Consider the following 25888-nt stretch of genomic DNA (forward strand, 5'->3'; position numbering starts at 1 on the left):
GGTGTACGCCCTTTCCAAACGCCTCACCGACGCCTATAGCCGCCGCTTCGCCCGGGCGGTGCGGGAAACCTACCGGGAGGACGAGGCTTACGCCAGCACGCCGCTGGGGCGGCTCGCCCTTTGGGCCTTCCTCCTTTTGCTCCTTCTTCTCCCCTTCCTCCTCGGGCCCTACCCCATGTACGTGGCCACCCTGGTGGCCATCGGGGCCCTTTCCGCCTTGGGCCTCCACCTCTTGGTGGGCGGGGCGGGGCAGATCTCCTTGGGCCACGCCGCCTTCATGGGAGTCGGGGCCTACGCCGCAAGCCACCTCTTCGGCCCCTTGGCTCCCTTGGGCATCCTCCTGGGCGGCCTTATCGCCGCCCTCTTGGGCCTGGTCCTCGCCCTCCCCTCCTTGCGCATCAAGGGGGTGTACCTGGCCATCGCCACCTTGGCCTTCCAGTTCCTGGCGGACTACGTGTTCAAGAACTGGGAGGCGGTGACGGGGGGGATCCGGGGCCGGACCCTGCCCCCGCCCCAGGTCCTCGGCCTAAGCCTGGACACCCCGGAAAGGCTATGGTACCTGGTCCTCCTCTTCGCCCTTCCCCTTTTCTTCTACGGCAAGCGCCTCCTCATGACCCGGGCCGGGCGGGCCTTCAACGCTGTGCGGGACAACGACCTCTCCGCCCGGGTAGCGGGGGTGGACCTGACCCGGGTGAAGCTTTTCGCCTTCGCCCTTTCCGCCTTTTACGCCGGGGTGGCCGGGGGGCTTTTGGCCCAGCTTTACAAGGCGGTGACCCCGGAGTACTTCCCCTTAAGCGTGAGCATCCAGTACCTGGCCATGGTCATCGTGGGCGGGGCGGGGACGGTATTGGGGGCGGTCTTGGGGGCCTTCTTCGTCCTCCTCATCCCCGAGGTTCTAAATAGCTTCGTGGGGGCCCTGGGGCCGGAGTACGCGGCCACCTTGGCCGCCTGGCGCAACGTGGCCTTCGGCCTCCTCATCCTCCTTTTCCTCATCCTGGAGCCCCTGGGCTTGGTGGGGTTGTGGGGCCGGATACGGAACTACTTCCGCACCTGGCCCCTCCCCTACTAGCGGTCCCAGTCCTTGAGGTGGCGCAAGGCCACGGGAAGGCCCACCCCGAGGCCGAAGAGGAGGTGGGCCGGGGTCTTGCCAAAGAAGGCGGCCAGAAGGGGCAAGGCCAGGGCCACGGCCAAGGCGGCCCGGTAGGGCCTTCGGCTTAGGGCCCAAAGCAGGGCGAAGAGCAAAAGGGCCCCCAGGAAGAGCCTGGGGTCCACGGCGAAGAGTACCCCTACCCCTGGGGCTATGGCCTTGCCCCCGCGAAAGAGAAGCCACGGGGAAAAAGCGTGCCCCCACACCGCCCCCATGCCCCCCAGAAGCCCCCCCACCGGGTTCCCCGTGATCCCCTCACCGAGGGCCACGGCAAGGGCTCCCTTGAAGAGGTCCAGAAGGAGGACCAAAAGGCCGGGGACGGGGCCCAAGACCCGGTAAGCGTTTAAGGCCCCCGGGTTGCCCGAGCCCTCCACAAGAAGGTTCTTCCCCCGCAGGGCCCCAAACCAGTAAGCCACGGGAAGCCCGCCAACGGCGTAGCCGAGGAGGAAGGCCCAAAGCATCAGAGCGCCCGGCGCACCTGCTCCTGTAGGCGCAAAAGCGCCGCCTCCAGGCCCCGAAGCCTAAGGGGGGTGAGGATCTCCTCAAGCCCCGCCCCCCGGTAGAAGGACGGGGGCACGGCGAGGACGGCCTCGGGGGGTTCGCCCTCGAGGCCCTCCTTCAGGATCCCGGCGAAGGCCTTCACCGTGGGGGCCTCGTCGGGGACCATGAAGTGGAGGCGCACCTTCCCCCCCTCCACCTCGGCCTTAAGGAAAAAGGGGGTCTGGCACTCGTGCACCCGCTCCAGCTCCACCCCCTGGGGGGGTGGAGGGACCTTCTTGGCGTAGTCCAAGAGGACCTCGGTCTTGAGCTCCTTGGGGAGGGAACGGATGAGGTCCAAGGCCGCTTGAAGCTTGGAAGGCAGCATGCCCTAAGCTTATCCTCCCTTGGCGGGGGGCTGGGTGGGCCTAAGCTCTATCTCGCTCACCAGGGCCCCTTCCGGCATCTCCAGGGCGAAGAGGATGGCCTTTGCCACGTCCTCGGGGGCGAGCTTCCAGGCCGCCCCCGGGGTATTCCCGGCGAAGCCCGTGTCCACCGAGCCCGGCAGGACGTTCACCACCCGCACCCCCTCTTCCCTGAGCTCCAGCATGGCCGCTCCCATGAGGCCCAGAAGCCCGAACTTGCTGGCGTTATAGGCCGCACCCCCCTTGAAGGGGTTCTTCCCCGCCAGGCTCCCCACGTTCACCACCACGCCCCGCGCGCGCCTGAGGGCGGGAAGGGCGGCCTTGAGGCCCAAAAAGGGCCCCACGAGGTTCACATCCAAGACCTCCCGCACCTCCGCCTCGGAAAGCTCGGCGAGGGGCTTCAGGATGCCGATGCCGGCGTTGTTGACGAGGGCAGAAACCCCGCCGAAGGCCTCCTCCAAAGCGGCCACCGCCCTTTCCCAGTCCCCAAGCCGCCGCACGTCCCCGGGAAGGGGCAAGGCCCCTTCCCCAAGCTCTCGGGCCAAGGCTGAAAGCCTCGCTTCGTCCCGGGCGAAAAGCCCCACCCGGTAGCCCTGGGCGTGGAGGAGGCGGGCCGTGGCCTCGCCGATGCCCCGGCTCGCCCCCGAGATGAGCGCCACCCGCATGCCCCTACCTTACCCCAAACCGCGCCCGGATGTCGGCAAGGACTTCCCCTAGGGCCCGCTCCAGGTCCTCCAGGCTTCCCGCGTTCTCCACCACCCAGGTGGCCCGCCTGCGCTTTTCCGCCTCGGGCATCTGCGCCCGCTCCCGGGCCAAAACCTCCTCTGGGCTTAGCCCCGAGCGGGCCACCACCCGCCGAAGGCGCTCCTCCCACGGGGCGGCCACCAGGAGGGTGGCATCCACCCTCCCCTCCCACCCCTTCTCAAAGAGGAGGGGGATTTCCAGGAAGACCAGGGGAGCCTCGAGGCGGGCGAGCTCCTCCTCTAGGAGGCGGCGGATCTCGGGGTGGAGGAGGTCCTCCAGCGCCCTAAGCCTCTCCGGGTCGGCGAAGACGAGCCTCCCCAAGGCCCTCCGGTCCAGGACCCCGCCGCGGAAGGCCTCGGGGAAAAGCCGCCTAAGCTCCTCCTTCTTGTTCTCCCTGGCCCTTTCCGCCAGGAGGTCCAGGTCCAAGACCGGGTAGCCCCAGGCCCGAAGGAGCTGGGCCACGGTGCTCTTGCCGCTCCCGATATTGCCGGTGATGCCGATAATGATGGGGTGCTTCGCCTGGTGCGCCATAGGGACTTCCCCTTTTATACCCCCAAGGGGGCTTTCCCCGTAGGGGGGGCTCTTCGGGACCTCCTCCTGGGGCTTAGGCCCAAGGACCTGGACTACGTGGCCTTGGACCCCGAGAAAGCCGCCCAGGAGGCCCAAGGCCGCCTAGGGGGAAGCCTCTTCCCCTTGGATGCGGCGCGGGGCCATTACCGCCTGGTGGTGGGGGGCCTCACCTTGGACTTCACGCCCCTGGAGGGAAGCCTAGAGGACGACCTCCTCCGGCGGGACTACCGGATAAACGCCCTCTTCTGGAAAGGAGGGGGCATTTTTGGCCTGGAAGGGGCGGAAAGGGACCTAGCCAAGAGGGTCCTGGTCCCGGTGCGGGAGGAAAACCTCTACGAGGACCCCCTCCGGAGCCTCCGGGGCGTGCGGCTTGCCGCCACTCTGGGCTTGGGCCTCCCCGAGGCTACCCGGGAGGCCCTCCGCCGCCACGCCCGCCACCTCTTGGCCCACCCCGAGGCCCTCCCGGCGCGGGAACGGGTGCGGGAGGAGCTCGCCAAGCTCCTCCTCTCTCCCCGGGCGGCCCACGGCCTGGCCCTCCTGGAGCGGCTTGGGCTCCTTGCGGTCTACCTCCCCGAACTCCTGCCCCTCGTGGGCCACTTCCAGGGCGGGGTGCACCACCTGGACGCCTGGCGGCACACCCTTTCCGTCCTCTTTCACCTGCTCTGGCTCTGGCCCGAGGCCCCCCTGGAGGCCCGGCTGGCCGCCCTCTACCACGACGTGGGGAAGCCCCTCACCCGCCGCTTTGACCCCGAGGTGGGGCGGTACCGCTTCCTGGGCCACGCGGACGTGGGGGCCGAGGTGGCGAGGGCGGCCCTTTCCTGGCTCCGCTTCCCCAAGGAGGTGCAGGAGAAGGTGGCCGCCCTGGTGCGCCGGCACATGGACCGCCCCCCCGAGGAAAGGGGAGCCTTCCGCCGCTTCCTTCTCAAGCGCCAGGACCTCCACCCCGACCTCCCCTACCTCATGGCGGCGGACCGCCTGGGGGCCAAGGGGGTGGAGGGCGAGGCCTGGGAGCTCCTAGAGCGTTTCCAGGAGGCTTCCGAAGAACCCCTACCCCAAAGGCCCCTCCTCTCCGGGGACGAGGTCATGGCCCTTTTAGGCCTGAGGCCAGGCCCCGAGGTGGGAAGGGCCCTCGAGGCCCTCCTCCTCGCCCAGGCGGAGGGCAGGGTGGGAAGCCGTGAGGAGGCGGAGGCCTTTCTCCTATATTGGAAGGGTGGCAGGCCGGCTTAGGCTACGCACGCCCGAGATCACCCCCATAGAAGGGGGCTTCCTCCTGCGGGACCCTTACGGGGTCTACGAGAAGCCCCTGGCCCTCACGGAGGGGGGGCTTTTCCTCCTCTCCCTCATGGAGGGGCGCACCCTAGAGGAGGTGCGGGAGGAGGTCTTTAGGACCCACGGGGTCATCGTCCCGCTCAAGGAGCTGGAGGAACTCGCCAAGGCCCTGGAGGAGGCCGGGCTCCTCCTTACGGAAAAGGTGGAGGCGAGGCTTAGAGAGGAGGAGGAAAAACTCAAGCGGGAAAGGCCCATGCGCCTCGCCGGGCTTTCCTACCCGGAAAGGGAGGAGGAGGCCCAGGCCTTCCTGGAAGCCTTTCGGGCCAGTTTCTCCGGGGAAGCCCCGCCCGCCCGGGCGCTCCTCCTCCCCCACCTGGAGCCAAGCCGCGTGCCCGAGGTCTACGGGGCGGCCCTGGCCAGTCTAGAGAAGACAGCGCCCCCCGAGCGCATCTACGTGGTGGGGGTGGCCCACAGGCCCCTTAAGGAGAGGGTGGCCGCCCTCCCCGTACCCTTCCACACCCCCTTTGGCCCGGCGGAGCCGGACCTCGGCGCCCTGCAGGCCCTGGACGCCCTTCTTCCTTTTGAGCTTTTCAACACCCCCTTGGCCTTCCGGGAAGAGCATAGCCTGGAGCTTCCCCTTTTCTTCCTCAAAGGGGTCTTCCCCCAGGCCCGCTTCCTCCCCCTCCTGGTGGGGCAAAGGACGGCGGCCTTCGGCGAAGCCCTGAAGGTGGTCCTCGCGGAGCACCCAGGCCTTCTGGTCCTGGCGGTGGACCTCTCCCACGTGGGGCCCCGCTTTGGGGACAAGCCCCTGTCCCGCCCCCTGGCGGAGGAGGCGCGGCGGCGGGACCTAGGTTTCCTAGGCCGCCTCGCCCAGGGGGAGCCCGAGGCCGCCTTGGCCCACCTGGGGGCGAACCCTACCCGGGTGGATGCCACGGAGGTGGTGGAGCCTTAGCCCCCTCCTCCGGGGCCAAAAGGGCGAGGTCCTGGCCTACCGCCTGGACCTCGAGGCCCCCACCCTAAGCGCCGTGGGGGCGGGAACGCTTGTTTTTGCCTAACGGCGCCGGCGCCGCCTCCGGGCCCGGGTGTCCACGGGACGGGTTTCCCGGTGTTCCTTGGGCTGCCACTCCCCGAAGTACACCGTTTCCACCGTGGCCCGCTCGGGCCGCGTGTCCCGCGCCTTCTCCTTGGGTGGTCCTACCACTTTGCGCATCTCCACCTCCTTTCTCGAGGCCCCCTTCCGGGAGGCCTTGTTTTCCTTTTCCTCTTCCCGGTAGGGCACGAGGTCAATCTGCCGCAGCCTGGGGTTGGCGCCGGCGATCACCACCTCCATCTCGTCCCCCAGGCGGATGCGCTTCCCCTTAGGGCCCAAGAGGGCCAGGGCCTCCTCGCTGTAGGTGTAGGGCCCCAGGGCCTCGAGGCGCACCAGGCCCTCCACCCCGTTTTTCAAGGTCACGAAGGCGCCAAAGCTCGCCACCCCCGTCACCTTCCCCGTGAAGCGCTCCCCCACGTGAAGCTCCGCCCACTTGGCCATGTAGTACTTGGTGAGTTCCCTTTCCGCCGCCTCCGCCTTGCGTTCCCTCTCCGAGGCGTGCTCGGCGATGCCCGGGAAGGTTTCCAGCCAGCGGGCCTTCTTGGCCGGGGTCAGGGTGCGGCGCAGGGCAGCCCGGAGCACCCGGTGCACCACCAGGTCCGGGTAGCGGCGGATGGGGCTCGTGAAGTGGAGGTAGTGCTCCATGGAGAGGCCAAAGTGGCCCAGGTTCTCCGCGGCGTAGCGGGCGAGGCGCAAGGAGCGGAGGACCAGATTGGCCACCACGGGCTCCTCCGGGCGGCCCTTGGCCTTAAGGAGAACCTTCTGCAACGCCCGGGGCGAAACCTCCTCGGGCAAGGTGTAGCCGAGCCGGGCCAGGGCCAGCCGGAGCTTGCCGTAGGCCTCCTCCAGGGGTTCCTCGTGCACCCGGAAGAGGCCAGGGAGGCCTCGCTTCACCAGGTACTCGGCCACCTTTTGGTTGGCGAGGAGCATGAGCTCTTCAATGAGGCTACGGGCCCTTGGCTCCGCTTGGGGAATGAGGTGGAGGGTGCCCCCCTCCACCTCCACCTTCACCTCGGGGAAGTTAAAGTCCAAGGCCCCAGCGGCCAAGCGTTTCGCCCGAAGCCGCCCGGTGAGATCCAAAAGGAGCCTGAGGTCCTCCGCCAAGAAGGCGTGGGCCTCGGGCAGGCCAAACCCCTCGGCGAAGGCCTCCACCTCGGTGTAGGTGAGGCGGGCCACGCTCCTTATCACCCCCTCGGCGAAGCGGACCCTTTGGACCTCGAGGTCCTCCGTGAGGTCAAGGAGCACGGAAAGGGTGAGGCGGTCCTCCCCCGGCTTCAAGGAGCAGACCCCGTTGGAAAGCCTTTCAGGGAGCATGGGCAGGACCCGGCCCGGTAGGTAAACGCTCGTCCCCCTGAGGAAGGCCTCCTGGTCCAAGGGGCTTCCCTCCTGCACGTAGTAGGAAACGTCGGCGATGTGGACGCCCACCCGGTAGCCCCGGGGAAGCCGCTCAATGTGGATGGCGTCGTCAAAGTCCTTGGCGTCCACCCCGTCTATGGTGAAGACCCGTAAGGCGCGGAAGTCCTGCCGCCTTTGAAGCTCCTTTTCCGGGATCTCCAGGGGAATGGCCTCCGCCTCCTTAAGGACCTCCTCGGGAAACTCCGCCCTCAGGCCGTACTTGGCGATGACCGCCTCGGTTTCCGTCTCCGGGGCATCCCCTTCCCCCAGGTATTCCAAGAACTCCCCGTAAGGGCGCTTGCCGTAGTGGACCTTCACCACGATGCGGCTTCCCCGCTTGAGGCCATGGAGCCCTTCGGGAAGAAGCCTGAGCTCGGGCAGGCCCGGCTCGTCGGGGACGAGGACGGCGTAGCCCCGGCGGAAGTCCAAGGTGCCCACCACCCGTTCCCGGGCCCGCTTCACCACCCGTTCCACCACGCCCCAAGGCCTCCCGTCCCGCCCGGGAGGCATGATGCGGGCCTCCACCAGGTCCTCGGGCCACGCGTCCAGGGTGTACCCCGGGGGGATGAAGAGGTCCTTGTCCGGAAGCCGCACGAAGCCGTAGCCGTCCCGGTGAAGGCTAAGGGGGCCCACCACCTTGGCGGGGAGGAAGTACTGGCTTCCCTTCTTTTCCAAAAGCCCTTCCCGCACCAAGGCTTTCAGGTAGGCCTTGGCCTCGCGCTTTTCCAGGCCGAACCGCCTTAGGATCTCCTCCAGGCGGTGGGGCCTGCCCGTCTTTTTGAAAAACTCCAGCAGCGTTTCTTGCATTCTAACCCAGGAGGCCCTCCAAGGCCCTCTCGGTGGCCTTTAGGCTCTCGGAAAGGGCGGCTAGGGCCTCGTCCACGTGTTCCTTGCCGATGATGAGGGGGGGCTCCAAGCGCACCACCTTGGGGTTGTTGAGGCCGAAGGCGGTGATCACCCCCCGTTCGGCCAGCTCGGCCACCACCAAGGCGCCGATATCGGCGTCGGTGAACTCTATGCCCAGCATCAGCCCCCGGCCCCGCACGTCCTCTATGAGGTGGGGGAACTCCCCTTGCAAGGCCTTTAGCCCCTCCATGAGGTACCCCCCCACCTCCAAGGCCCTCTCGGGCAGGTTCTCCTCCAAGGTCACCTCTATGGCCGCCAGGGCCGCCGCCGCCGCCAGAGGGTTGCCGCCGAAGGTGGAGGAGTGGTAGAGGGGGTTTTGCTTGAAGACCTCAAAGACCTCCCGCCGGCCCACGCAGGCCCCGATGGGCATCACCCCGCCCCCCAAGGCCTTGGCCAGGGTCATGAGGTCGGGGGAAACCCCTTCCCAGTCCACCCCAAAAAGCTTCCCGGTGCGGCCCAGGCCGGTCTGCACCTCGTCGGCGATCATGAGAATGCCCCGCTTTTGGGTAAGCTCCCTGACGCCCCTCAGGTACCCCTCCGGGGGCACCCGGATACCCCCTTCCCCTTGGATGGGCTCCACGATGACGGCGGCGGTGTCCTCGTCCAGGGCAGCCTCCAGGGCCTCGAGGTCCCCATAGGGCACCACCTTGACCCCGGGAAGGAGGGGCTTGGCGGGGTCCTGGTACTCGGGCTTGGGGGTGAGGGAAAGGGCCCCCATGGTCTTACCGTGGAAGCCCCCTTGGGTGGTGACGATGCCGGGCTTCCCCGTGTAGGCCCGGGCCAGCTTGATGGCCGCCTCCACCGCCTCGGCCCCGGAGTTGCCGAAGAAGACCATCTCCAGGCCCTCAGGGGTGATCTCCGCCAGCTTGGCGGCAAGCCGCGCCGTGGGCTCGGAAACGAGGACCCGCACGGACATGGGCATGCGCCGAAGTTGCGCCTCCACGGCGGCCACCACCTTGGGGTGGCGGTGCCCTAGGTTCAGGGTGCCGTAAAGCCCCAAAAAGTCCAGGTAGCGCTTGCCCGTGGTGTCCCAGACATACGGGCCTTCGGCGTGGGACTCGGTGCGGTCAAGGCCGGTAAAGCGGAGAAGCCCAGCAAGCCCAGGGTTGATGTGCCGTTCAAAGAGGGTGAAAGGGTCCATGCCCAAAATGCTACCCTAAGTGTAGCACACGCAAGGCTTGGTAGAGGTCTTCCGGGATACGCCCCGCCCTCTCCCCCACCTGGCAGAGGTGGCGGGTGTAGCCTTCCGCCAAGAGGAGGCCCTCCCGCTCCACCCGGTAGGCGAAGCGGAGGTCGCGCCGGGAAAGGCCCGCAAGCCGGGTTTTTACCGCCACCACCTCGCCGAAGCGGGCGGGGGCGCGGAAGGTGAGGCCAAGCTCCACCACGGGGAAATAGACGCCCCGGGCCTCAATGGCGTGGTAGGGAAGCCCGGCCTGCTCCAAAAAGTCCACCCGGGCCGCCTCCAGGTAAACGGCGTAGACGGAGTGGTGCACCACCCCCATCTGGTCGGTTTCGGCGTAGCGGACCTTTAGGAGGGTTGTGGTCTCCATGGCATAAACGCCAGCCGGGGCAGGCGCCGGAGGCGCACCCTTTCCGCCAGGGCGGAAAGGAGCCTCCCCTTGGCGTGCTCCAGGGCGGCCAGGGCCTTCTCCTCCTCGGCGAAGGCCTCCACGTACACGGTGAGGACCTTTCCGTCAGGGGAAAGCCGCACCGCTTCCACGGTGAGGAGGAAGAGCCTGGGGTCCTCGAGGCCCTGGAGGGCCTCGGCCAGGGCCCGCTTCAAACGCTCCTCCAAATGGGCCCGGCCGTACATGGCCTTAGCATATCCCAAAGCGAAGGGCAAGCTTGCCGGGCCTACCGCCTAGGCACCCCGCCCCACGTTCTCCATGAGGGCCTTTAGGGGCGTGGCCCAAACCCCCCTCCCGAGGGGAAAGGCCTCCTTTCCAGGGTAGACCACATAGGCGGCCTGGGGCGCCAGGTCCCCTATGGCTTCCAAAAACCCCCTGGAAGGCTTGGGGGCCAGGCTTCGCTTCACCTCCACGGCCACCATCCTCCCACCAGGTAGGGAAAGGACCAGGTCCACCTCCGCTCCTGCCCGGGTGCGGTAGAAAAAGGCCTCCCCGCCCTCGGGCAAAACCCGCAGGAGGTTCTCCACGACAAACCCCTCGTAGCTCGCCCCCACCACAGGATGGGCCAGCAAGGCCTCGAGGTCGGGGATGTGGAGAAGGGCGTGCACGAGACCGCTATCCCGGAGATACAGCTTCGGCGACCTAATCAGGCGCTTGCCCACGTGGGCCTCCAAAGGAGGGAGGCGCCGGAGCAAGTAGAGGTCCACAAGGAGGTCAAGATAGCGGCTAATCTAGCATCATGATGTCAAAAAAGCAAGGTTATACCCCTCTCCCCCTACCCTTGGTCCAGGGAACGCACCAGGGCAGCGAGCTCCTTCGCCAAGGCTTCCGCCCCCTCCTCCGCCTCCACCATGACCCGCACCACGGGCTCGGTGCCCGAGGGGCGCACGTTGACCCGGCCCCTTCCCCCAAGCCTCCTCTCCGCCTCGGCCACCGCCTCCTTGAGCCTGGGGTGGCCCATCACCTTGGCCTTGTCCGCCACCTTCACGTTGAGGAGGACCTGGGGGTAAAGGGGAAGGGCCTCGTACCAGTCGGCGAGGTCTCCGCCCGTGCGCTTCAGGGCCCCAAGCACCATGAGGGCGGTGAAAAGCCCGTCCCCCGTGGTGTGGTGGCGGCGGAAGATCACGTGCCCCGAGGGCTCCCCCCCAAGGTAAAGGTCCTTTTCCTTGAGCATCTCCAGCACGTACCGGTCCCCCACCTGCGCCCGGTGGAAGGCGATGCCCTTCTCCTTGAGGGCCACCTCGAGGCCCATGTTGCTCATCACCGTCCCCACCACCCCCTCCTCCCCAAAGGCCAAGGCGGCCAGGTAGAGGACGTGGTCCCCATGGAAGAGGCGGCCCTTGCGGTCCACGAAAAGGGCCCGGTCCCCGTCCCCGTCAAAGGCGATGCCCAGGTCCAGGCCGAGCTCCACCACGAAGCGGCTCAGGGCCTCCGGGTGGGTGGAGCCGCACCCCTTGTTGATGTTGCGGCCGTCGGGGGTGTTGAAGAAGGCCATGACCTCGGCACCCACCCTCTGGAAGAGCTTCGGCCCTACCCGGCAGGTGGCCCCGTGGGCCAGGTCCAGGCCCACCTTGAGGCCCGAGAGGTCCGGGGCATGTTCCAATAGGAAGTCCAGGTACATCCTTTCGGCCTCCCGGAAGTCCCCCACCGTGCCGATGCCCCGGGTGGGGTGGGCCTCCTCTAGAAGCGCCTCTATGGCCTCCTCCGCCTCGTCGGGGAGTTTCTCCCCAGCAGGGCCAAAGAACTTGATGCCGTTGTCCTGATAGGGGTTGTGGCTCGCCGAAATCATGGCCCCGGCGGTGGCCCCAAGCCGCTGGGTCAGGTGGGCCACCCCCGGGGTGGGGAGCACCCCCAGGTGCTCCACCCGCACCCCTTGGGAAAGAAGCCCCGCCGCCAAGGCCGCCTCCAGGAGGTCCGAGGACTCCCGGGTATCCTTGGCGAGGAGGACCACCGGCCTCGCCCCCTCCCGGCGGAAGTAGGCCCCCGCCGCCTGGCCCAGCTTTAGGACGAACTCCGGGGTAAGGGGGTGCTTGCCCGCCTCCCCCCGCACCCCATCGGTGCCAAAGTAGCGCCTCATCCGGCCCACTATACCCCACCCTCCTTATAAAATCCCCCCATGGCCGCCCTCCCACCGTCCACGGCAAACCCCTTGCGCCAGGGGCTTCTCGCCGCCTGGCCCGTGGCCTTGGGGTACTTTCCCGTGGCCGTGGCCTTCGGCATGGCTGGGGCCGGCGCAGGGCTTGCCCCTTGGGCCGTGCAGCTCCTTTCCCTCCTGGTCTTCGCCGGGGCGAGCCAGTTCGCCTTCCTCGGCCTCCTGGCAGAAGGGGCCTCGCCCTGGCTCGCCACGGGAATGGCCCTTCTCCTAAACCTGCGCCACGCCTTCTACGGACCAGCCCTAAGGCCTTACCTGGCAGGCCATCCCCTCCTGGCCTTCTTCCTCACCGACGAGGTCTTCGCCGTGGCCCTAAAGTTCCTCCCTGGACTACCCCAAACCGCCCGCACGGGGTTTTTCCTAGGCCTTGGCCTCGGCGCCTATCTGGCCTGGAACCTCGGCACCCTCCTGGGCGTCTTCGGCGCCACAAGGCTAAAGGGGCTTCCGGGGGTGGGGGAAGGCCTTTCCTTCGCCCTGCCCGCCCTCTTCTCCCTCCTCGCCCTACCCCATTTGCGGAACCCCGTGGCCCTGGGCGCCGGGCTTTTGGCCTTCGCCCTCCACCTCCTGGGCCAGACCGCCTGGGGGCTCGTCTTGGCGGGCGTCTTGGGCTTCTTGTGGAGGCGGCCTTGACCCCCATCCTGGTTCTGGCCCTGGGCACCTTGCTCCTCCGCTATCTGCCCTGGCGGGAGGAAAAGGGCCCTTCCCCAGGCCAAGCGGGGCCCGCCCTGGTGGTGGCCCTCTTCCTGGTTTCCGCCTTCGGACCGCCCCCTTCTTGGCTTTGGGCCAAGACCCTGGCCGCCCTTTGTGTGGTCTTCCTCGCCTGGAGGCTTTCCCGCCACCTCGGCCTCAGCGTCCTCCTCGGGATGGCGGCCTACGCCCTCTTCTAGCCCTTGGCGGAAAGCCAGTCCTCCCCGATGCCCACCTCCACCTCCAGGGGCACGGCCAGGGGCCAGACCCCCTCCATGACCTCCTTGGCCAGGGCCGCCGCCTCCTCCGCCCGCTCCTTGGGCGCCTCCAGGAGGAGCTCGTCGTGGACCTGGAGGAGCATCCTCGCCCCCACCTCGGGAAGCCTAGGGAAGAGCCTCACCATGGCGAGCTTCATCAGGTCAGCGGCGGTGCCCTGCACGGGCATGTTAAAGGCCATGCGCTCCGCCGCCTCCCGCACGCTCTTTACCCGGGCGTTGAGGTCGGGCACGTAGCGCCTGCGGCCGAAGAGGGTCTCCACGTACCCCCTTTGCCGCCCCTCCTCCAGGGTCCTTTCAATCCAGGCCTTCACCTTGGGGTAGCTCTGGAAATAGCGGTCAATGAAGGCCACCGCCTCCTCGTAGGGGATGCCCAGCTCCTGGGAAAGCCGGTGGGCGGACATGCCGTAGAGGACGCCGAAGTTGATGGTCTTGGCCGCCCGGCGCCTGAGGGGGTCTATGGCCTCCGCCGGCAGGCCGAACATCCAGCTCGCCGTCTGGGTGTGGATGTCCCGGCCCTCCTGGAAGACCCGGATGAGGTTTTCGTCCCCCGAGAGGTGGGCCAGGACCCTCAGCTCAATCTGGCTATAGTCCAGGGCCACGAGAAGGTACCCCTCCTCGGCCACGAAGGCCCGGCGGATCCTTTGGCCCAAGGGGGTGCGCACGGGAATGTTCTGCAGGTTGGGGTCGGAGCTGGAAAGGCGGCCCGTGGCCGTGGCCGTCTGGTTGAAGCGGGTGTGGAGCCTGCCCGTCCTGGGGTGGACCAGGGCGGGAAGGGGGTCAATGTAGGTGCCCTTGAGCTTGGCGAGCTCCCGGTACTGGAGGATCTTCTCCACGATGGGGTGGGCCTCCCGCAGGGCCTCGAGGACGGCGGCGCTGGTGGAGCGCTTCCCGGTTTTTTCCGTCTTGCCGATGGGGGGAAGCCCGAGCTCGTCAAAGAGCACCCTTTCCAGCTGGTCGCGGGAGTTCAGGTTGAAGGGGTGGCCCGCCAGGCGGAAAACCTCCTCCTCCAGGCGGCCCATCTCCGCCGCCACCTCCAGGGAAAGGGCCCTTAGGTAGGGTACGTCCAGCCTCACCCCCGTGGCCTCCATGTGGGCGAGGACCCGGGAAAGGGGCTTTTCCACCTCCTCGTAGAGCCAAAGGAGCTTTTCTTCCCCTTTCAGGCGGCTTAGGAGGTTCTCGTAAAGCCTTTCGGCAAGCAAGGCCCTCTCCCCCGCCTCCTCCGTCCACTCCCCCCCGTAGCGCCGGGCCACGCCCTCGGGGGTGGTGTTGGAGGGGTCCAGGAGGTAGGCGAGGAGCATGGGATCGTCCGTGGGGGGAAGGCCGAGCCCCTCCCTCAGGGCCAAGACGGCGAGGTCCTTGGCGAGAAGCCCCCGGATCTCCTTCAGGTCCGAAAGGGCCTTATGGGGCGCCTCCGCCCGGTAGACCCGGCCCTTGGCGCTTGCCGCCAAGGAAAGGAGTTCCGCCCACATGGGCTCGGGCCGGGAGAGGCGGAAGCCCAAGAAGGCCCCTTCCGGCGGCGGCCAAGGGGCCTCCTCCGCCGCCTGGGGGCTTTCCAGGAGGCCGAACTCGTGGAGGAGGCTCCCGAACTCAAGCCGCTCTAAGAAGGCCCTAAGGCCTTCCCTATCGGGCTCCCGCCGCCTTCTAAAGTCCACCTCCAAGGGAAGGTCCGTGCGCACCCGGGAAAGCTCCTGGGAGAGCCTGAGGTCGTCCAGGTGGGCCTGGATCTTCTCGCGCACGGAAGGGGGACTGACCTGGTCCAGGTTTTTTTGGATATTTTCCAGACTACCCCACTCCTTTAGGAGCTTCAGGGCCGTCTTCTCGCCGATCCCCTTCACCCCGGGGATGTTGTCGGAAGGGTCGCCGGCCAGGGCGCGGAAGTCCACCCACTGCTCCGGTCTCAGGCCGTACCTCTCCCAAAGCCACCCCGGGGTGATGAGGTGGCCTTCCGGGTGCAGGACGGCGATGCGGTCCGAAAGAAGCTGGAAGAGGTCCCGGTCGGCGGTGAGGATGCGCACCTCGTACCCTTCCCGCTCCGCCTTCTTGGCCAGGGCGGCGAGGACATCGTCCGCCTCAAAGCCCGGGACCTCGAGGCGCTCCAGCCCCAAAAGGTCCACAAGCTCCTTCATGAGGGCAAGCTGCCTCGGAAAGTCCTCCGGGGTAGGGGCCCGGCCCGCCTTGTAGGCCCCGTAGGCCTCGTGGCGAAAAGAGGGGGCCTTGGCGTCAAAGACCACGATGACCACGTCCCCGTCCTCCTTCAGGGCCTTGAGGAGGCTTTTGGCGAAGCCGTAGACCCCTTGCACGGGCTCGCCCCGGCTCGTGGTGAGCCCCTTGAGGGCGAAGAAGTTACGGTAGGCCAGGTGGTGGCCGTCCACCAGGAGCACCCGGCCCTTGGGCTCAAAGAGGGGAAGCATCCCTCACATTCTACGGGCCTTCCCCCGGGTGGCCTCCTGGAGGGCCACCTCCAGGGAAGGGAGGGCCTCCTGGGGAAGCCGGAGGCGCAGGAGAACCCCTTCCTGGCCGTGGCTTTCCCCCACCACCTTGTCCCGCACCAAAGGGTAAACCCGGCCAAGCTCGCCGAAGGGGACGAGGAAGGTGGCCTCCGCCCACTCCACCCAAGGCACCTTCTTCCCCCGCCTCAGGGCCTCCGCCGCCACCCCCCATACGCCCGCACGAGCCCCCCGGCCCCGAGCTTGATGCCGCCGAAGTAGCGCACCACCAGGACCACCACCCCATCTAGGCCCTGGGCCTCTATGGCGTGGAGGATGGGCTTTCCCGCCGTTCCCGCGGGCTCCCCGTCGTCGGAGAAGCGGTAAAGGTGGCCGATTTTGTAAGCGAAGCAGTTGTGGGTGGCCGCCTCTTCCCGGTTCCCTTCCAAAAACGCCCGGGCCTCCCCTTCCGAGGCCACGGGCGCCGCCTTGGCGATGAAGCGGCTTTTCTGGATGGTTTCCTCATGGAAGACGGGTCCGGCCAGGGTCAGGCGCACGGCTCCCCCAAGGCCCTTAGGGCCGCCTCCTCCATGCCCCTGGGGTCGGGGAGGAGGCCCGTCCAGATGCGGAAGGCCAAGGCCCCCTGCCAGGCCAGCATGGGAAGCCCCGTCTGCACCCTGAGCCCCCGGGCCTTCGCCTCCTTCAGAAAGCGGGTCCAAAGGGGCCTGTAGACCAGGTCCACCGCCGCCCCCTCCTCGGGGAAGAACTCCTGGGGAAGCGGGGTGGCCTCGGGATCCTCCAGGCCCACCCGGGTGGCGTTCACGAGAAGCCTGGCCCTCCTGGCCCACGAGAGGGGCACGGCCTTAAGGCCGAACTCCGCCGCCAGGGCCTCGGCCCTCCCGGGGGTGCGGTTCCAAACCCAGACCTCGAGGCCCGCCTTCCTCAAGGCCCAGGCCACGGCCCGCCCCGCCCCCCCCGCCCCCAGGACCAGGGCGGGGCCCTCTAGGGGTATCCCCCCCGCCTCCAGGGCGGCCAGGAACCCGGGGGCATCGGTGTTGAAGCCAAGCAGCTTCCCCTCCACGTGGAGCACGGTGTTCACCGCCCCAATCGCCTTGGCCTCCGGGGAAACCCAGTCCACGAGGGCCAGGGCCGCCTCCTTCAGGGGAATGGTGAGGTTCACCCCCCGAAAACCCCGCCGCACCGCAAGAAGCCTCTCCGGCAAGGCTTCCAGAGGGGTATCCCAAGCCTCGTAGCTCCCCTTAAGCCCCAGGCTTTCCAGGGCGTAGCGGTGCATGGCCGGGGATAGGGAGTGGGCCACGGGGTGGCCCAGGACGGCAAAGCGCAACATCCCCTTCAGCATAGCCCACCCTTGTTCCCAGGGACCGTATAGAATGAGGGCGGTGAAAAGGCTTCTGGCCCTTGCCCTCCTCTTCTCCCTGGCATGGGGAAAGACCTACCTCATCCCCATCCAAGGGGAGATTGACCCAGCCTTGGCGGTCTTCGTGGAGGAAGCCCTCTCCCGGGCGGAACGGGAGGGGGCGAGCGGCGTGGCCTTCCTCATAGACACCCCGGGCGGCCGGGTGGACGCCGCCATCCGCATGGCGGACCGCATCCTGCAAACCCCCCTCCCCACCCTGGCCGTGGTGCAAAACGCCTTCTCCGCCGGGGCCCTCATCGCCCTCGCCTGCCGCCAAGTGGCCATGCTCCCGGGCTCGGAGATCGGGGCCGCCCTTCCCGTGGTGGCCCCGCCCCTCGGTCAACCCCAAGCGGCGGACCAGAAGGTCATCTCCGCCCTGAAGGGCAAGTTCCGCGCCGTGGCCGAGGCCCGGGGGCGGCCCGTGGAACTGGCCGAGGCCATGGTGGACCCGGCCGTGGAGGTCCCGGGGCTTTCCGCCAAGGGGGAGCCCCTAACCCTCTCCGCCGACAAGGCGGTGGAGCTCAAAGTGGCGGATTTCAAGGCGGCGAGCCTCCCCGAGGCCCTCCGGCAGGCGGGCTTTAGCCCGGAAACGGAGCGGCTGGAGCCGGGGCCTAGGGTGCGGGTGGCCCGCTTCCTCACCAGTTCCACCGTGGCCGGCCTCCTCCTCGCCCTAGGGCTTCTCCTCCTCCTCATTGAGCTCTTCACCCCAGGGTTTGGCGTCATGGGGGCTTTGGGCCTCGCCTTTTTGGCCCTTTACTTCGCCGGCGGGTGGCTTGCGGGGCTTTCCGGGGCCTTTGAGCTCCTCCTCTTCTTCCTGGGGGTGGCGCTCCTTTTGGCGGAAGCCTTCCTCTTCCCCGGTTTTGGCCTTGCCGGAGCCCTGGGCGTGGGGTCCATCCTGGCCTCCGTCTACTTCACCTTCGGGGAAAACGCCCTTTTGGTCCTGGCCATCGCCGTGATCGCCTTGGGGCTTGGCCTCCTCGTGGTCTTCCGGTACCTGCCAAGGACCCGGCCTGCCCGGGCCTTGGTATTGGAAAGCGCCATCGCCGAACACGCCACGGAGGAGGTGGTGGAGGTGGGCTCGGTGGGCACGGCCCTCACCGACCTCCGCCCCGGGGGCGTGGGGCGGTTTGGCGCCAAGCGCGTGGACGTGGTGGCCCACCGCGGCTTCATCCCCAAGGGCACCGCCATCCGGGTGGTGGAGGTGCGGGGACCCACGGTGCTGGTGGAACCTTTGGAGGAATAGTATGGAAGGACTCGGCGTGCTCTTTCTGGCCTTTTTGGTCCTCGTCTTCGTCTTCCTCTTCTTCAGCTTCATCCCGGTAGGCCTCTGGATCTCCGCCTGGGCGGCGGGGGTCCGGGTCCCCCTCTTGACCCTGGTGGCCATGCGCCTAAGGCGCGTGCCCCCGGCCAAGATCATCTACCCCCTTATCAAGGCCACCAAGGCGGGGCTGGACGTGCGGCTGGACCGCCTCGAGGCCCACTACCTGGCGGGAGGCAACGTGGACCGGGTGGTGGACGCCCTCATCGCCGCCGACAAGGCGGGCATCAAGCTCACCTTTGATCGGGCGGCGGCCATAGACCTGGCGGGGCGGGACGTCCTGGAGGCGGTCCGGGTTTCCGTGAACCCTAAGGTGATCCAGACCCCCATGGTGGCCGCCGTGGCCAAGGACGGGATCCAGCTTCTGGCCACCGCCCGGGTCACGGTGCGGGCCAACATTGACCGCCTGGTGGGCGGGGCCGGGGAGGAAACCATCATCGCCCGGGTGGGGGAAGGCATCGTGACCACCATCGGCAGCGCCAACTCCCACAAGGAGGTCCTGGAAAACCCCGACCGCATCTCCAAGACCGTCCTGGAAAAGGGCCTGGACGCCGGCACCGCCTTTGAGATCCTCTCCGTGGACATCGCCGACGTGGACGTGGGCAAGAACATCGGGGCGCAGCTTCAGATTGACCAGGCGGAGGCGGACAAGAAGATCGCCCAGGCCAAGGCAGAGGAGCGCCGGGCCATGGCCGTGGCGGCGGAGCAGGAGAACCGGGCCCTGGTGGAGGCCATGCGGGCCAAGCTGGTGGAGGCCCAGGCCCAGGTGCCCCTAGCCCTGGCGGAAGCCTTGCGCCAAGGGAACCTAGGGGTCATGGACTACTACCGCCTCAAGAACATTGAGGCGGACACGGACATGCGGGAATCCATCAGCCGCGCCGCCAAACCCGAGGGTGAGGAATGAGCCTGGACGACCTTTTGGGCCTCCTCTTTCTCCTCTTCTTCATCGTCCTCCCCGCCCTGCAGGGGTTGCGGAGAAGCCCCCAGGCCCCGCCGGTCTTCCCCGAGGACCTGCCCCTGCCCGAGCCCCCTAGGCCCAAGGCCAGGCCCAAACCCAGGCCGAAGCCCAAGCCCGCCCTGCCCCCAAGCCCCCCACCCTCCCGGGAAGGGGAAAGCCTGGAAAGGACCATAACACCGGGACGGGAGCGCTTGGAGGTTCGCTTCCGGGAGGATATAGCGGAGGAAGTGCGGGAAAAGCCCGCCAAGAAACGCCTTCTCGCCACGGACCGGGAAAGCTTGCTCAAAGGGGTGATATGGCACGAAATCCTGAAGAAGCCCAAAGGCTTGTGATCCCCCTAAAACCCGAGGAAACCCTGGCCTTCCTGGGCCATGCGGACAAGAACCTAAAGAAGCTTAGGGCCCTTTTCCGCGAGGCCTTCGGGGAGCGGCTTCGGCTTGTGGTGCGCGGGGAGCAGGTGGAGCTTTCCGGCGACCCCGAGGCGGTGGCGGTGGCCGAGCGGTCCATTAGGGACCTCCTCGCCCTCCTTAGGCAAGGGGCCGAGCTGGACGAGCCCACCCTGGAGCAGGCGGTGGCCCTGGCGCAAGGGGGGGAGGGGCTTTACCAGGCCACCACCCCGGAAACGGAGCTCGGCCTTCCCGGGCGGCTTCGCCCCAAGACCCCGGGCCAGAAGCGGTACGTGGAAGCCATCGCCCAGCACGACATCACCTTCGGCATCGGCCCCGCCGGCACGGGGAAGACCTACTTGGCCGTGGCCATGGCGGTAAGCCACCTCCGCGCCCGCAAGGTGAAGCGCATCGTCCTCACCCGGCCGGCGGTGGAGGCGGGGGAGAAGCTGGGCTTTTTGCCCGGGGACATCCAAGCCAAGGTGGACCCCTACCTCCGGCCCCTTTACGACGCCCTCTTTGACATGATTGACGCCGAGCGCTTTGAACAGTACCTGCAGTCGGGCATCATTGAGGTGGCCCCCCTGGCCTTCATGCGGGGACGGACCTTAAACGACGCCTTCATCATCCTGGACGAGGCGCAAAACACCACCCCCGAGCAGATGAAGATGTTCCTCACCCGCATGGGCTTCTCCTCCAAGATGGTCATCACGGGGGACGTGACCCAGATTGACCTGCCCAAGCACCAGAAGTCGGGCCTCATTGAGGCCACCCGCATCCTCAAGGGGATTGAGGGCATCGCCTTTATCTACTTCAAAGAGTCCGACGTGGTGCGCCACCCCCTGGTGGCCCGCATCATCAAGGCCTACGAGGAAGCCGAGCGTGGTGGCGATCGTAGCCAATAAGCGCCCTCCCAAAGGCCTTAGGCCCCGGCTTCGCCGGGCGCTGGCGGCCCTCATGACCGAGCTCGGCGTGGGGGACAAGGGGGTGACGGTGATCCTCAGCGGGGACCGCCGCCTTAGGGCCCTGAAGCGGGCCTGGTGGGGGGAGGACGAGGCCACGGACGTCCTCTCCTTCCCCCACTACGAGCCCGGGGACCCCTTTGTCCCCCCCCACCTGGGGGACATCTGGATCAGCCTGGACACCGCCAGGCGCCAGGCGGAAGCCCGGGGCGCTTCCCTGGAGGAGGAGGTCTTGGTCTTGGCGGCCCACGGGCTATGGCACCTTTTGGGCCACGACCACCAGAAGGAGGAGGATTGGGAAGGGTTCCGCCGCGTCCAAGAGAGGATCCTCGCCCTCTAAAGGGGGTGGTGCGCTCCTTCGGCTACGCCTGGGAGGGCGTGGTCTACGCCTGGCGGGTGCAGCGGAACTTTCGCATAGAGGTCCTTTTGGGCCTTCTGGCGGTGGGCCTCTCCCTTTGGCTTGGGGTGAACCTGGTGCCCGTCCTCCTCCTCACCGCCCTCATCCTCTCCTTGGAGCTGGTGAACACCGCTCTCGAGGCCCTCACCGACCTGGCAAGCCCCGTCTACCACCCCCTGGCCAAGCGGGCGAAGGACACGGCGGCGGCGGCGGTCCTCCTGGCGAGCCTCTTTGCCTTCCTCGCGGGGCTATGGCTTTTCCTACCCCCCCTTCTCGCCCGCCTTGGGCTAAGCTAAGGCCATGGACCACGAAGAGCGGGAGATGATCCTGGAGCTCTTTCCAGGAACCTCCCCTGAACTCCTCCCCTTGGGGGAGATCCTCTACTACCGGGATGCGGAAGGCCGGGTGGTGATCCTGGAGAAGGGCCCCCCGGAGCTCCGGCTGGAACTGGAACCCCTCCCCGGCACCGCCCATGGCCCCCAGGTGTGCGAAGCCTGCCGCCGCCACCTCTCGGGAAGCGCCCTCGGCTTTTTCCGCCACCCGGTGGGGGGCAAGGACACCCACCTCCGCTACCTGGTCCTTTGCCTGGACACCGCCTCCTGCGCCAGCCACGCCGAGCCGGAACGTTTGAGGGAAATCCTCCTTCGGGGTATACTCACCTGAGAAGGGGGCCCTTGGGCCAAGGAGGTCGGCTTTGGCCGGCCTCCATGACTTACGAGGTGAGCTATGGCGCGCGAGGTAAAGCTAACCAAAGCCGGCTACGAGCGGCTCATGCAGCAGCTAGAGCAGGAGCGGGAGCGCCTCCAGGAGGCCACCAAGATCCTGCAGGAGCTCATGGAATCCTCCGACGATTACGATGACTCCGGCTTGGAAGCGGCCAAGCAGGAAAAGGCCCGCATTGAAGCCCGCATTGACTCCTTGGAGGACATCCTCTCCCGGGCGGTCATCCTCGAGGAGGCCACCACCGAGGTCATCGGGCTGGGCTCGGTGGTGGAGCTGGAAGACCCCGTGACCGGGGAACGCTTGGAGGTACAGGTGGTCTCCCCCGCCGAGGCCAGCGTCCTGGAAACCCCCATGAAGATCTCCGACGCCTCCCCCATGGGCAAGGCCCTCCTGGGCCACCGGGTGGGGGACGTGCTGACGCTGGAAACCCCCAAGGGCAAGAAGGAGTTCCGCGTGGTGGCGGTACACGCATGAACGAGCAGACGCGCCAGCGCCTTCTCAACCTGGAAGCCCTGGTGGAGGCGGGCTTTGCCCCTTACCCCTACCGCTACCCCAAGACCGATCGCGCCCAGGACCTCCTAAAGGCCAAAGCCGGGGCTCCCCCGGAAACCGAGTGGCCGGAGGAGGTCTCCCTGGCGGGGCGCATCGTGGCCGTAAGGCGGATGGGCAAGGTTACCTTTGCCCACCTACTGGACGAAAGCGGAAAGATCCAGCTCTACTTCCAAAGAGACCTCACCCCCCAGTACGAGCTCCTCAAGAAGCTGGACGTGGGGGACATCCTGGGGGTCCGGGGCACCCTCTTCACCACCAAAACCGGGGAGGTCACGGTTAAGGTCCTCTCCTGGACTCCCTTGGTGAAATGCCTCCATCCCTTGCCGGACAAGTGGCACGGCATCCGGGACAAGGAGGTCCGCTACCGCCAGCGCTACCTGGACCTCATCGTCAACCCCGAGGTGCGGGAGGTCTTCCGGCGGCGCACGGCCATGGTGCGCTACATCCGCCGCTTCTTTGAGGACAAGGGCTTCCTGGAGGTGGAAACCCCCATCCTCCAACCCACCACGGGCGGCGCCGAGGCGAGGCCCTTCAAGACCTACCACAACGCCCTAGACCACGAGTTCTACCTGCGCATCTCCTTGGAGCTCTACCTCAAAAGGCTCCTGGTGGGCGGCTTTGAAAAGGTCTTTGAAATCGGGCGCAACTTCCGCAACGAGGGCATTGACCACAACCACAACCCCGAGTTCACCATGCTGGAGGCCTACTGGGCCTACGCCGATTACCAGGACATGGCCAGCCTGGTGGAGGAGCTCCTTTCGGGCCTCGTCCTCCACCTTTTCGGAAGCTACCAGGTGCCCTACCAGGGCCGCATCCTGGACTTCACCCCGCCCTTTAAGCGCATCTCCTTCGTGGAAAGCCTGAAGGAAAAGGCGGGCCTTCCCTTTGACCCCCTGGACCTGGATCGGCTTCGCCTCTGGGCCGACGCCCACCACCCCGAGCTTGCCCAGGTGCCGAGCTACAAGCTTTTGGACAAACTCTTCGGCATCTACGTGGAGCCCCACCTGCAGGACCCCACCTTCGTCCTTGACTTCCCCCTGGCCATTAGCCCCTTGGCCAAGCGCCACCGGGAAAAGCCCGGGCTCACCGAGCGGTGGGACCTTTACGCCGCCGGCATGGAGCTCGCCCCCGCCTATTCCGAGCTCAACGACCCCCTGGACCAAAGGGAGCGCTTCTTGGAACAGGCGAGAAGGCGGAAGGAAGGGGACGAGGAAGCCCCCGAGCCCGACGAGGACTTCCTCTTGGCCCTGGAGTACGGCATGCCCCCGGCGGCGGGGCTTGGCCTCGGCCTGGACCGCCTGGCCATGATCCTCACCGACCAGCCCTCCTTAAGGGACGTGCTCCTCTTCCCCCTCCTCAAGCCCAAACGGGAGCTGGCGGAAGAAGAGGTCTAAGGTGGCGGAACGGGCCGCCTGGGCGAGCCTTGCGGTGGCCCTCCTGGTCCTGGGCCTCAAGGCCCTGGCCTACTTCCTCACGGGCTCTGTGGCCCTCCTTTCCGATGCCCTGGAGTCCACGGTGAACGTGGCCGCCGCCCTGGCCGCCCTCCTGGCCATCCGCCTGGCGCAGAAACCCCCGGACGAAACCCACCCCTTCGGCCACACCAAGGCGGAGTACTTCTCCGCCGTGCTGGAGGGGGTCTTGGTGGTAGGGGCGGCGCTTCTCATCGCCAAGGAGGCGCTTCCCCGCCTCCTTCGGCCTATACCCCTGGAGGGCCTCGGCCTAGGGCTTGGCGTGAGCCTCCTGGCCGCAGGCTTGAACGCCCTTCTCGCCTACTTCCTCCTTCGGGAAGGGCGCCGCCACCGATCCCCCGCCCTCACCGCCGACGGGTACCATGTGCTTTCCGATGTCCTCACCTCCTTGGGGGTTCTGGTGGGGGTGGGGCTCGCTTGGCCCACGGGGTTTTGGGTTCTGGACCCCCTCTTGGCCCTCCTGGTGGCGGGGAACATCCTCCTCATGGGTTTCCGCCTGGTGCGGCAGTCCGTGGGGGGGCTCATGGACGAGGGGCTTTCCCCCGAGGAGGTGGAACGCATCCAGGGCGTGATCCAGGCCCACCTGAGGGGGCGGGCCCTGGAAGTGCACGACCTGAAGACCCGCCGCGCCGGGCCCAAGAGCTTCTTGGAGTTCCACCTGGTGGTGCCGGGAAGGATGAGCGTGGAGGAGGCCCACCGCCTGTGCGATGAGCTGGAGCGGGCCCTCGAGGCGGAGATGCCCGGCCTGGTGGTTACCATCCACGTGGAGCCGGAAAGCGAGCGCCAGGCATAACGCCCTTTTCCCCTAGCGCAAAAAAGCGTAAACTTTAGGGCAAAGGGAGGGCCCATGCGCAAGAAGCACGACTGGCTCAGGGAGACCTACCAAAAGAGCCTGGAGAAGATGCCCGAGAGGCCCGTGGCCCACCGCACCCTCTCGGACATCGCCCCAGACCCCCTCTACACCCCGGAGGACATCGGCGTCCTGGACCCGGAGTACGAGGAGAAGCGGGGCTACCCGGGGGAGTACCCCTACACCCGGGGGGTCTACGGCTCCATGTACCGCTCCAAGCTCTGGACCATGCGCATGTTTGCCGGCTTCGGCACCGCCGAGCAGACCAACGAGCGCTTTAAGAAACTCCTCAAGGCGGGCCAGACCGGGCTTTCCGTGGCCTTTGACCTCCCCACCCTGATGGGCTACGATTCCGACCACCCCCTTTCCAAGGGGGAGGTGGGGAAGTGCGGGGTGGCGGTCTCCAGCCTGGCGGACATGGAGATCCTCTTTGAGGGCATCAACCTCGAGGAGGTCACCACCTCCATGACCATCAACAGCCCCGCCAACGCCATCTGGGCCATGTACCTGGCGGTGGCCAAGAAGAAGGGCTACGACTGGAAAAAGCTCGGGGGCACCATCCAAAACGACATCCTCAAGGAGTTCATCGCCCAGAAGGAGTTCATCTTCCCCCCCGAGCCCAGCGTCAAGCTGGTGATTGACACCTTTGAGTGGGGCCCCAAGAACGTCCCCAAGTGGAACTTCATCTCCGTATCCGGCTACCACATCCGCGAGGCGGGGAGCACCGCCGTGCAGGAGCTCGCCTGGACCCTGGCGGACGGCTTTGAATACGTGGAAGCCGCCCTCAAGCGGGGCCTGGACGTGGACGAGTTCGCCCCGAGGATTAGCTTCTTCTTTGACGTGCACAACGATTTCTTTGAGGAGATCGCCAAGTTCCGCGCGGCCAGGCGCATCTGGGCCAAGGAGATGCGCCACCGCTACGGGGCCAAGAACCCGGCGAGCTGGATGCTCCGCACCCACGCCCAGACGGCTGGGGTTTCCCTCACCGCCCAGCAACCCCTGAACAACATCGCCCGGGTGGCCATCCAGGCTTTGGCAGCGGTCCTTGGGGGTACCAACAGCCTGCACACCGACGCCTACGACGAGGCCCTGGCCCTGCCCACGGAGGAGAGTGCCACCATCGCCCTAAGGACCCAGCAAATCATCGCCTACGAGACGGGCGTCACCCACACCATAGACCCCCTGGCGGGAAGCTACTACGTGGAGTGGCTCACGGACGAGATGGAACGCCAGGCCATGGCCATCATTGAGGAGATCCGCCGCATGGGCGGGGTGGTGCGGGCCATTGAGGAGGGGTACTTCCTTCGGGAGCTCGCCGAGGCCAGCTACCGCTACCAGCAGGAGGTGGAGCGGAAAGAGCGCATCATCGTGGGGGTGAACGCCTTCACCGACGAGATCCCCTTAAAGGTGCCCATCCAACTGGTGGACCCCGAGGTGGAGAGGGTGCAGGCGGAGCGCCTGGCCCGGGTGCGCAGGGAGCGGGACCCCAAGCGGGTGGAAGCGGCCCTGGAGGGCCTGCGCCGGGCGGCGGTGGAGGGCCAGAACACCATGCCCCACTTCGTGGAGTGCGCCCTGGCCTACTGTACCCTGGGGGAGATGATGGACGTCCTGCGGGAGGTCTACGGCACCTACCAGGAACCCGCCTACGTGTAGGAGGTTTGG

At 67.3% G+C, this 25888-nt stretch carries 27 protein-coding genes and 2 pseudogenes; 16 read left to right on the forward strand and 13 right to left on the reverse strand.

What is annotated here, in order from left to right; translation table 11 throughout:
- Position 1: 1 nt before the first annotated feature.
- Positions 2 to 1069, forward strand: a complete 1068-nt coding sequence (locus A0O31_RS01065; RefSeq protein WP_071676309.1) for a branched-chain amino acid ABC transporter permease — start codon at positions 2 to 4, stop codon at positions 1067 to 1069.
- Here A0O31_RS01065 and A0O31_RS01070 read toward each other — a convergent pair.
- Genes A0O31_RS01070 through coaE form a run of 4 tightly spaced genes read right to left on the reverse strand, consistent with a single transcriptional unit; the run spans position 1066 to position 3324 of the window.
- Entirely contained in the window at positions 1066 to 1608 is a 543-nt protein-coding gene (locus tag A0O31_RS01070; RefSeq protein WP_071676310.1) for a glycerol-3-phosphate acyltransferase, read from the reverse strand. The genes A0O31_RS01065 and A0O31_RS01070 overlap by 4 nt on opposite strands.
- A complete protein-coding gene (locus A0O31_RS01075) occupies positions 1608 to 2012 on the reverse strand; it encodes a SufE family protein (protein ID WP_039456046.1) in 405 nt (134 codons plus the stop codon). Before A0O31_RS01075 ends, A0O31_RS01070 begins: the two co-directional genes overlap by 1 nt.
- Positions 2013 to 2021: 9 nt before the next feature.
- Positions 2022 to 2714 (reverse strand): SDR family oxidoreductase, encoded by a 693-nt coding sequence (locus tag A0O31_RS01080; RefSeq protein WP_071676311.1) that lies wholly within the window; start codon positions 2712 to 2714, stop codon positions 2022 to 2024.
- A gap of 4 nt (positions 2715 to 2718) precedes the next feature.
- The gene (gene coaE, locus A0O31_RS01085) at positions 2719 to 3324 is read right to left on the reverse strand and encodes a dephospho-CoA kinase (RefSeq protein ID WP_071676312.1); all 606 of its coding nucleotides are present in this window, start codon (positions 3322 to 3324) and stop codon (positions 2719 to 2721) included.
- Here coaE and A0O31_RS01090 point away from each other — a divergent pair.
- Positions 3304 to 4590 carry an HDIG domain-containing metalloprotein gene (locus tag A0O31_RS01090; protein ID WP_071676313.1) on the forward strand — a complete coding sequence of 429 codons (1287 nt, stop codon included), beginning with the start codon at positions 3304 to 3306 and terminating at the stop codon, positions 4588 to 4590. The genes coaE and A0O31_RS01090 overlap by 21 nt on opposite strands.
- Positions 4574 to 5687 (forward strand): annotated as a pseudogene (gene amrB, locus A0O31_RS01095) (AmmeMemoRadiSam system protein B). Before A0O31_RS01090 ends, amrB begins: the two are co-directional and overlap by 17 nt.
- On the opposite strand, the gene rnr reads toward amrB, so the two are convergent.
- The 6 genes from rnr to glmM are packed head-to-tail and all read right to left on the reverse strand — an operon-like array spanning position 5684 to position 11728.
- Positions 5684 to 7924, reverse strand: a complete 2241-nt coding sequence (gene rnr / locus A0O31_RS01100; protein ID WP_071676314.1) for a ribonuclease R — start codon at positions 7922 to 7924, stop codon at positions 5684 to 5686. The pseudogene amrB and the gene rnr overlap by 4 nt on opposite strands.
- 1 nt (position 7925) lies before the next feature.
- Positions 7926 to 9170, reverse strand: a complete 1245-nt coding sequence (locus tag A0O31_RS01105; RefSeq protein ID WP_071676315.1) for an aspartate aminotransferase family protein — start codon at positions 9168 to 9170, stop codon at positions 7926 to 7928.
- 4 nt (positions 9171 to 9174) lie between these two features.
- Positions 9175 to 9573 carry an acyl-CoA thioesterase gene (locus A0O31_RS01110; RefSeq protein WP_071676316.1) on the reverse strand — a complete coding sequence of 133 codons (399 nt, stop codon included), beginning with the start codon at positions 9571 to 9573 and terminating at the stop codon, positions 9175 to 9177.
- Positions 9552 to 9836, reverse strand: coding sequence for a ribosome-binding factor A (locus A0O31_RS01115; RefSeq protein ID WP_071676317.1), 285 nt, complete (start codon positions 9834 to 9836; stop codon positions 9552 to 9554). The genes A0O31_RS01110 and A0O31_RS01115 overlap by 22 nt, the downstream gene beginning before the upstream one ends.
- A gap of 48 nt (positions 9837 to 9884) precedes the next feature.
- Positions 9885 to 10382, reverse strand: coding sequence for a DUF4143 domain-containing protein (locus A0O31_RS01120; RefSeq protein ID WP_084720293.1), 498 nt, complete (start codon positions 10380 to 10382; stop codon positions 9885 to 9887).
- Positions 10383 to 10426: 44 nt separating this feature from the next.
- Complete coding sequence (glmM, locus tag A0O31_RS01125) at positions 10427 to 11728, reverse strand: phosphoglucosamine mutase (protein WP_071676318.1); 1302 nt, start codon at positions 11726 to 11728, stop codon at positions 10427 to 10429.
- 72 nt (positions 11729 to 11800) lie between these two features.
- Between glmM and A0O31_RS01130 the strand changes: the two genes are divergently transcribed.
- Together A0O31_RS01130 and A0O31_RS01135 are read left to right on the forward strand one after the other, a co-directional pair.
- Complete coding sequence (locus A0O31_RS01130) at positions 11801 to 12433, forward strand: AzlC family ABC transporter permease (protein WP_071677879.1); 633 nt, start codon at positions 11801 to 11803, stop codon at positions 12431 to 12433.
- On the forward strand, positions 12430 to 12690 hold the full coding sequence (locus A0O31_RS01135; protein WP_071677880.1) for an AzlD domain-containing protein: 261 nt from the start codon (positions 12430 to 12432) through the stop codon (positions 12688 to 12690). The genes A0O31_RS01130 and A0O31_RS01135 overlap by 4 nt, the downstream gene beginning before the upstream one ends.
- Here A0O31_RS01135 and polA read toward each other — a convergent pair.
- The 3 genes and pseudogenes from polA to aroE all read right to left on the reverse strand — a co-directional run bounded on the left by polA (position 12687) and on the right by aroE (position 16542).
- Positions 12687 to 15179 carry a DNA polymerase I gene (polA, locus tag A0O31_RS01140; protein ID WP_071676319.1) on the reverse strand — a complete coding sequence of 831 codons (2493 nt, stop codon included), beginning with the start codon at positions 15177 to 15179 and terminating at the stop codon, positions 12687 to 12689. The two genes, A0O31_RS01135 and polA, sit on opposite strands and share 4 nt — an antisense overlap.
- A 3-nt stretch (positions 15180 to 15182) precedes the next feature.
- Positions 15183 to 15751 (reverse strand): annotated as a pseudogene (locus tag A0O31_RS01145) (IMPACT family protein).
- On the reverse strand, positions 15742 to 16542 hold the full coding sequence (aroE, locus tag A0O31_RS01150) for a shikimate dehydrogenase (protein ID WP_071676320.1): 801 nt from the start codon (positions 16540 to 16542) through the stop codon (positions 15742 to 15744). Before aroE ends, A0O31_RS01145 begins: the two are co-directional and overlap by 10 nt.
- Before the next feature lie 43 nt (positions 16543 to 16585).
- On the opposite strand from aroE, the gene A0O31_RS01155 reads away from it, so the two are divergent.
- The 11 genes from A0O31_RS01155 (at position 16586) to A0O31_RS01205 (ending at position 25879) form a co-directional block, all read left to right on the forward strand.
- Positions 16586 to 17854: an NfeD family protein gene (locus A0O31_RS01155; RefSeq protein WP_152024380.1), complete on the forward strand. Its 1269-nt coding sequence runs from the start codon at positions 16586 to 16588 to the stop codon at positions 17852 to 17854.
- A 1-nt stretch (position 17855) separates the two neighbouring features.
- Positions 17856 to 18833, forward strand: coding sequence for a flotillin-like protein FloA (floA, locus tag A0O31_RS01160; protein ID WP_071676322.1), 978 nt, complete (start codon positions 17856 to 17858; stop codon positions 18831 to 18833).
- A complete protein-coding gene (locus A0O31_RS01165; RefSeq protein WP_071676323.1) occupies positions 18830 to 19219 on the forward strand; it encodes a hypothetical protein in 390 nt (129 codons plus the stop codon). The genes floA and A0O31_RS01165 overlap by 4 nt, the downstream gene beginning before the upstream one ends.
- Entirely contained in the window at positions 19183 to 20178 is a 996-nt protein-coding gene (locus A0O31_RS01170) for a PhoH family protein (RefSeq protein ID WP_071676324.1), read from the forward strand. Before A0O31_RS01165 ends, A0O31_RS01170 begins: the two co-directional genes overlap by 37 nt.
- Entirely contained in the window at positions 20156 to 20575 is a 420-nt protein-coding gene (gene ybeY / locus A0O31_RS01175; protein WP_071676325.1) for an rRNA maturation RNase YbeY, read from the forward strand. Before A0O31_RS01170 ends, ybeY begins: the two co-directional genes overlap by 23 nt.
- Entirely contained in the window at positions 20530 to 20928 is a 399-nt protein-coding gene (locus A0O31_RS01180; protein ID WP_152024381.1) for a diacylglycerol kinase, read from the forward strand. Before ybeY ends, A0O31_RS01180 begins: the two co-directional genes overlap by 46 nt.
- A gap of 4 nt (positions 20929 to 20932) precedes the next feature.
- Entirely contained in the window at positions 20933 to 21295 is a 363-nt protein-coding gene (locus A0O31_RS01185; RefSeq protein WP_071676327.1) for a hypothetical protein, read from the forward strand.
- 63 nt (positions 21296 to 21358) lie between these two features.
- A complete protein-coding gene (locus A0O31_RS01190; RefSeq protein ID WP_071676328.1) occupies positions 21359 to 21829 on the forward strand; it encodes a GreA/GreB family elongation factor in 471 nt (156 codons plus the stop codon).
- Positions 21826 to 23301 (forward strand): lysine--tRNA ligase, encoded by a 1476-nt coding sequence (lysS, locus tag A0O31_RS01195; RefSeq protein WP_071676329.1) that lies wholly within the window; start codon positions 21826 to 21828, stop codon positions 23299 to 23301. The genes A0O31_RS01190 and lysS overlap by 4 nt, the downstream gene beginning before the upstream one ends.
- Before the next feature lies 1 nt (position 23302).
- Positions 23303 to 24169, forward strand: a complete 867-nt coding sequence (locus tag A0O31_RS01200; RefSeq protein ID WP_071676330.1) for a cation diffusion facilitator family transporter — start codon at positions 23303 to 23305, stop codon at positions 24167 to 24169.
- Positions 24170 to 24223: 54 nt separating this feature from the next.
- Positions 24224 to 25879, forward strand: coding sequence for an acyl-CoA mutase large subunit family protein (locus A0O31_RS01205; protein WP_071676331.1), 1656 nt, complete (start codon positions 24224 to 24226; stop codon positions 25877 to 25879).
- The last annotated feature ends 9 nt before the right edge of the window (positions 25880 to 25888 follow it).

This window comes from Thermus brockianus, from assembly GCF_001880325.1.
GTDB lineage: Bacteria > Deinococcota > Deinococci > Deinococcales > Thermaceae > Thermus > Thermus brockianus.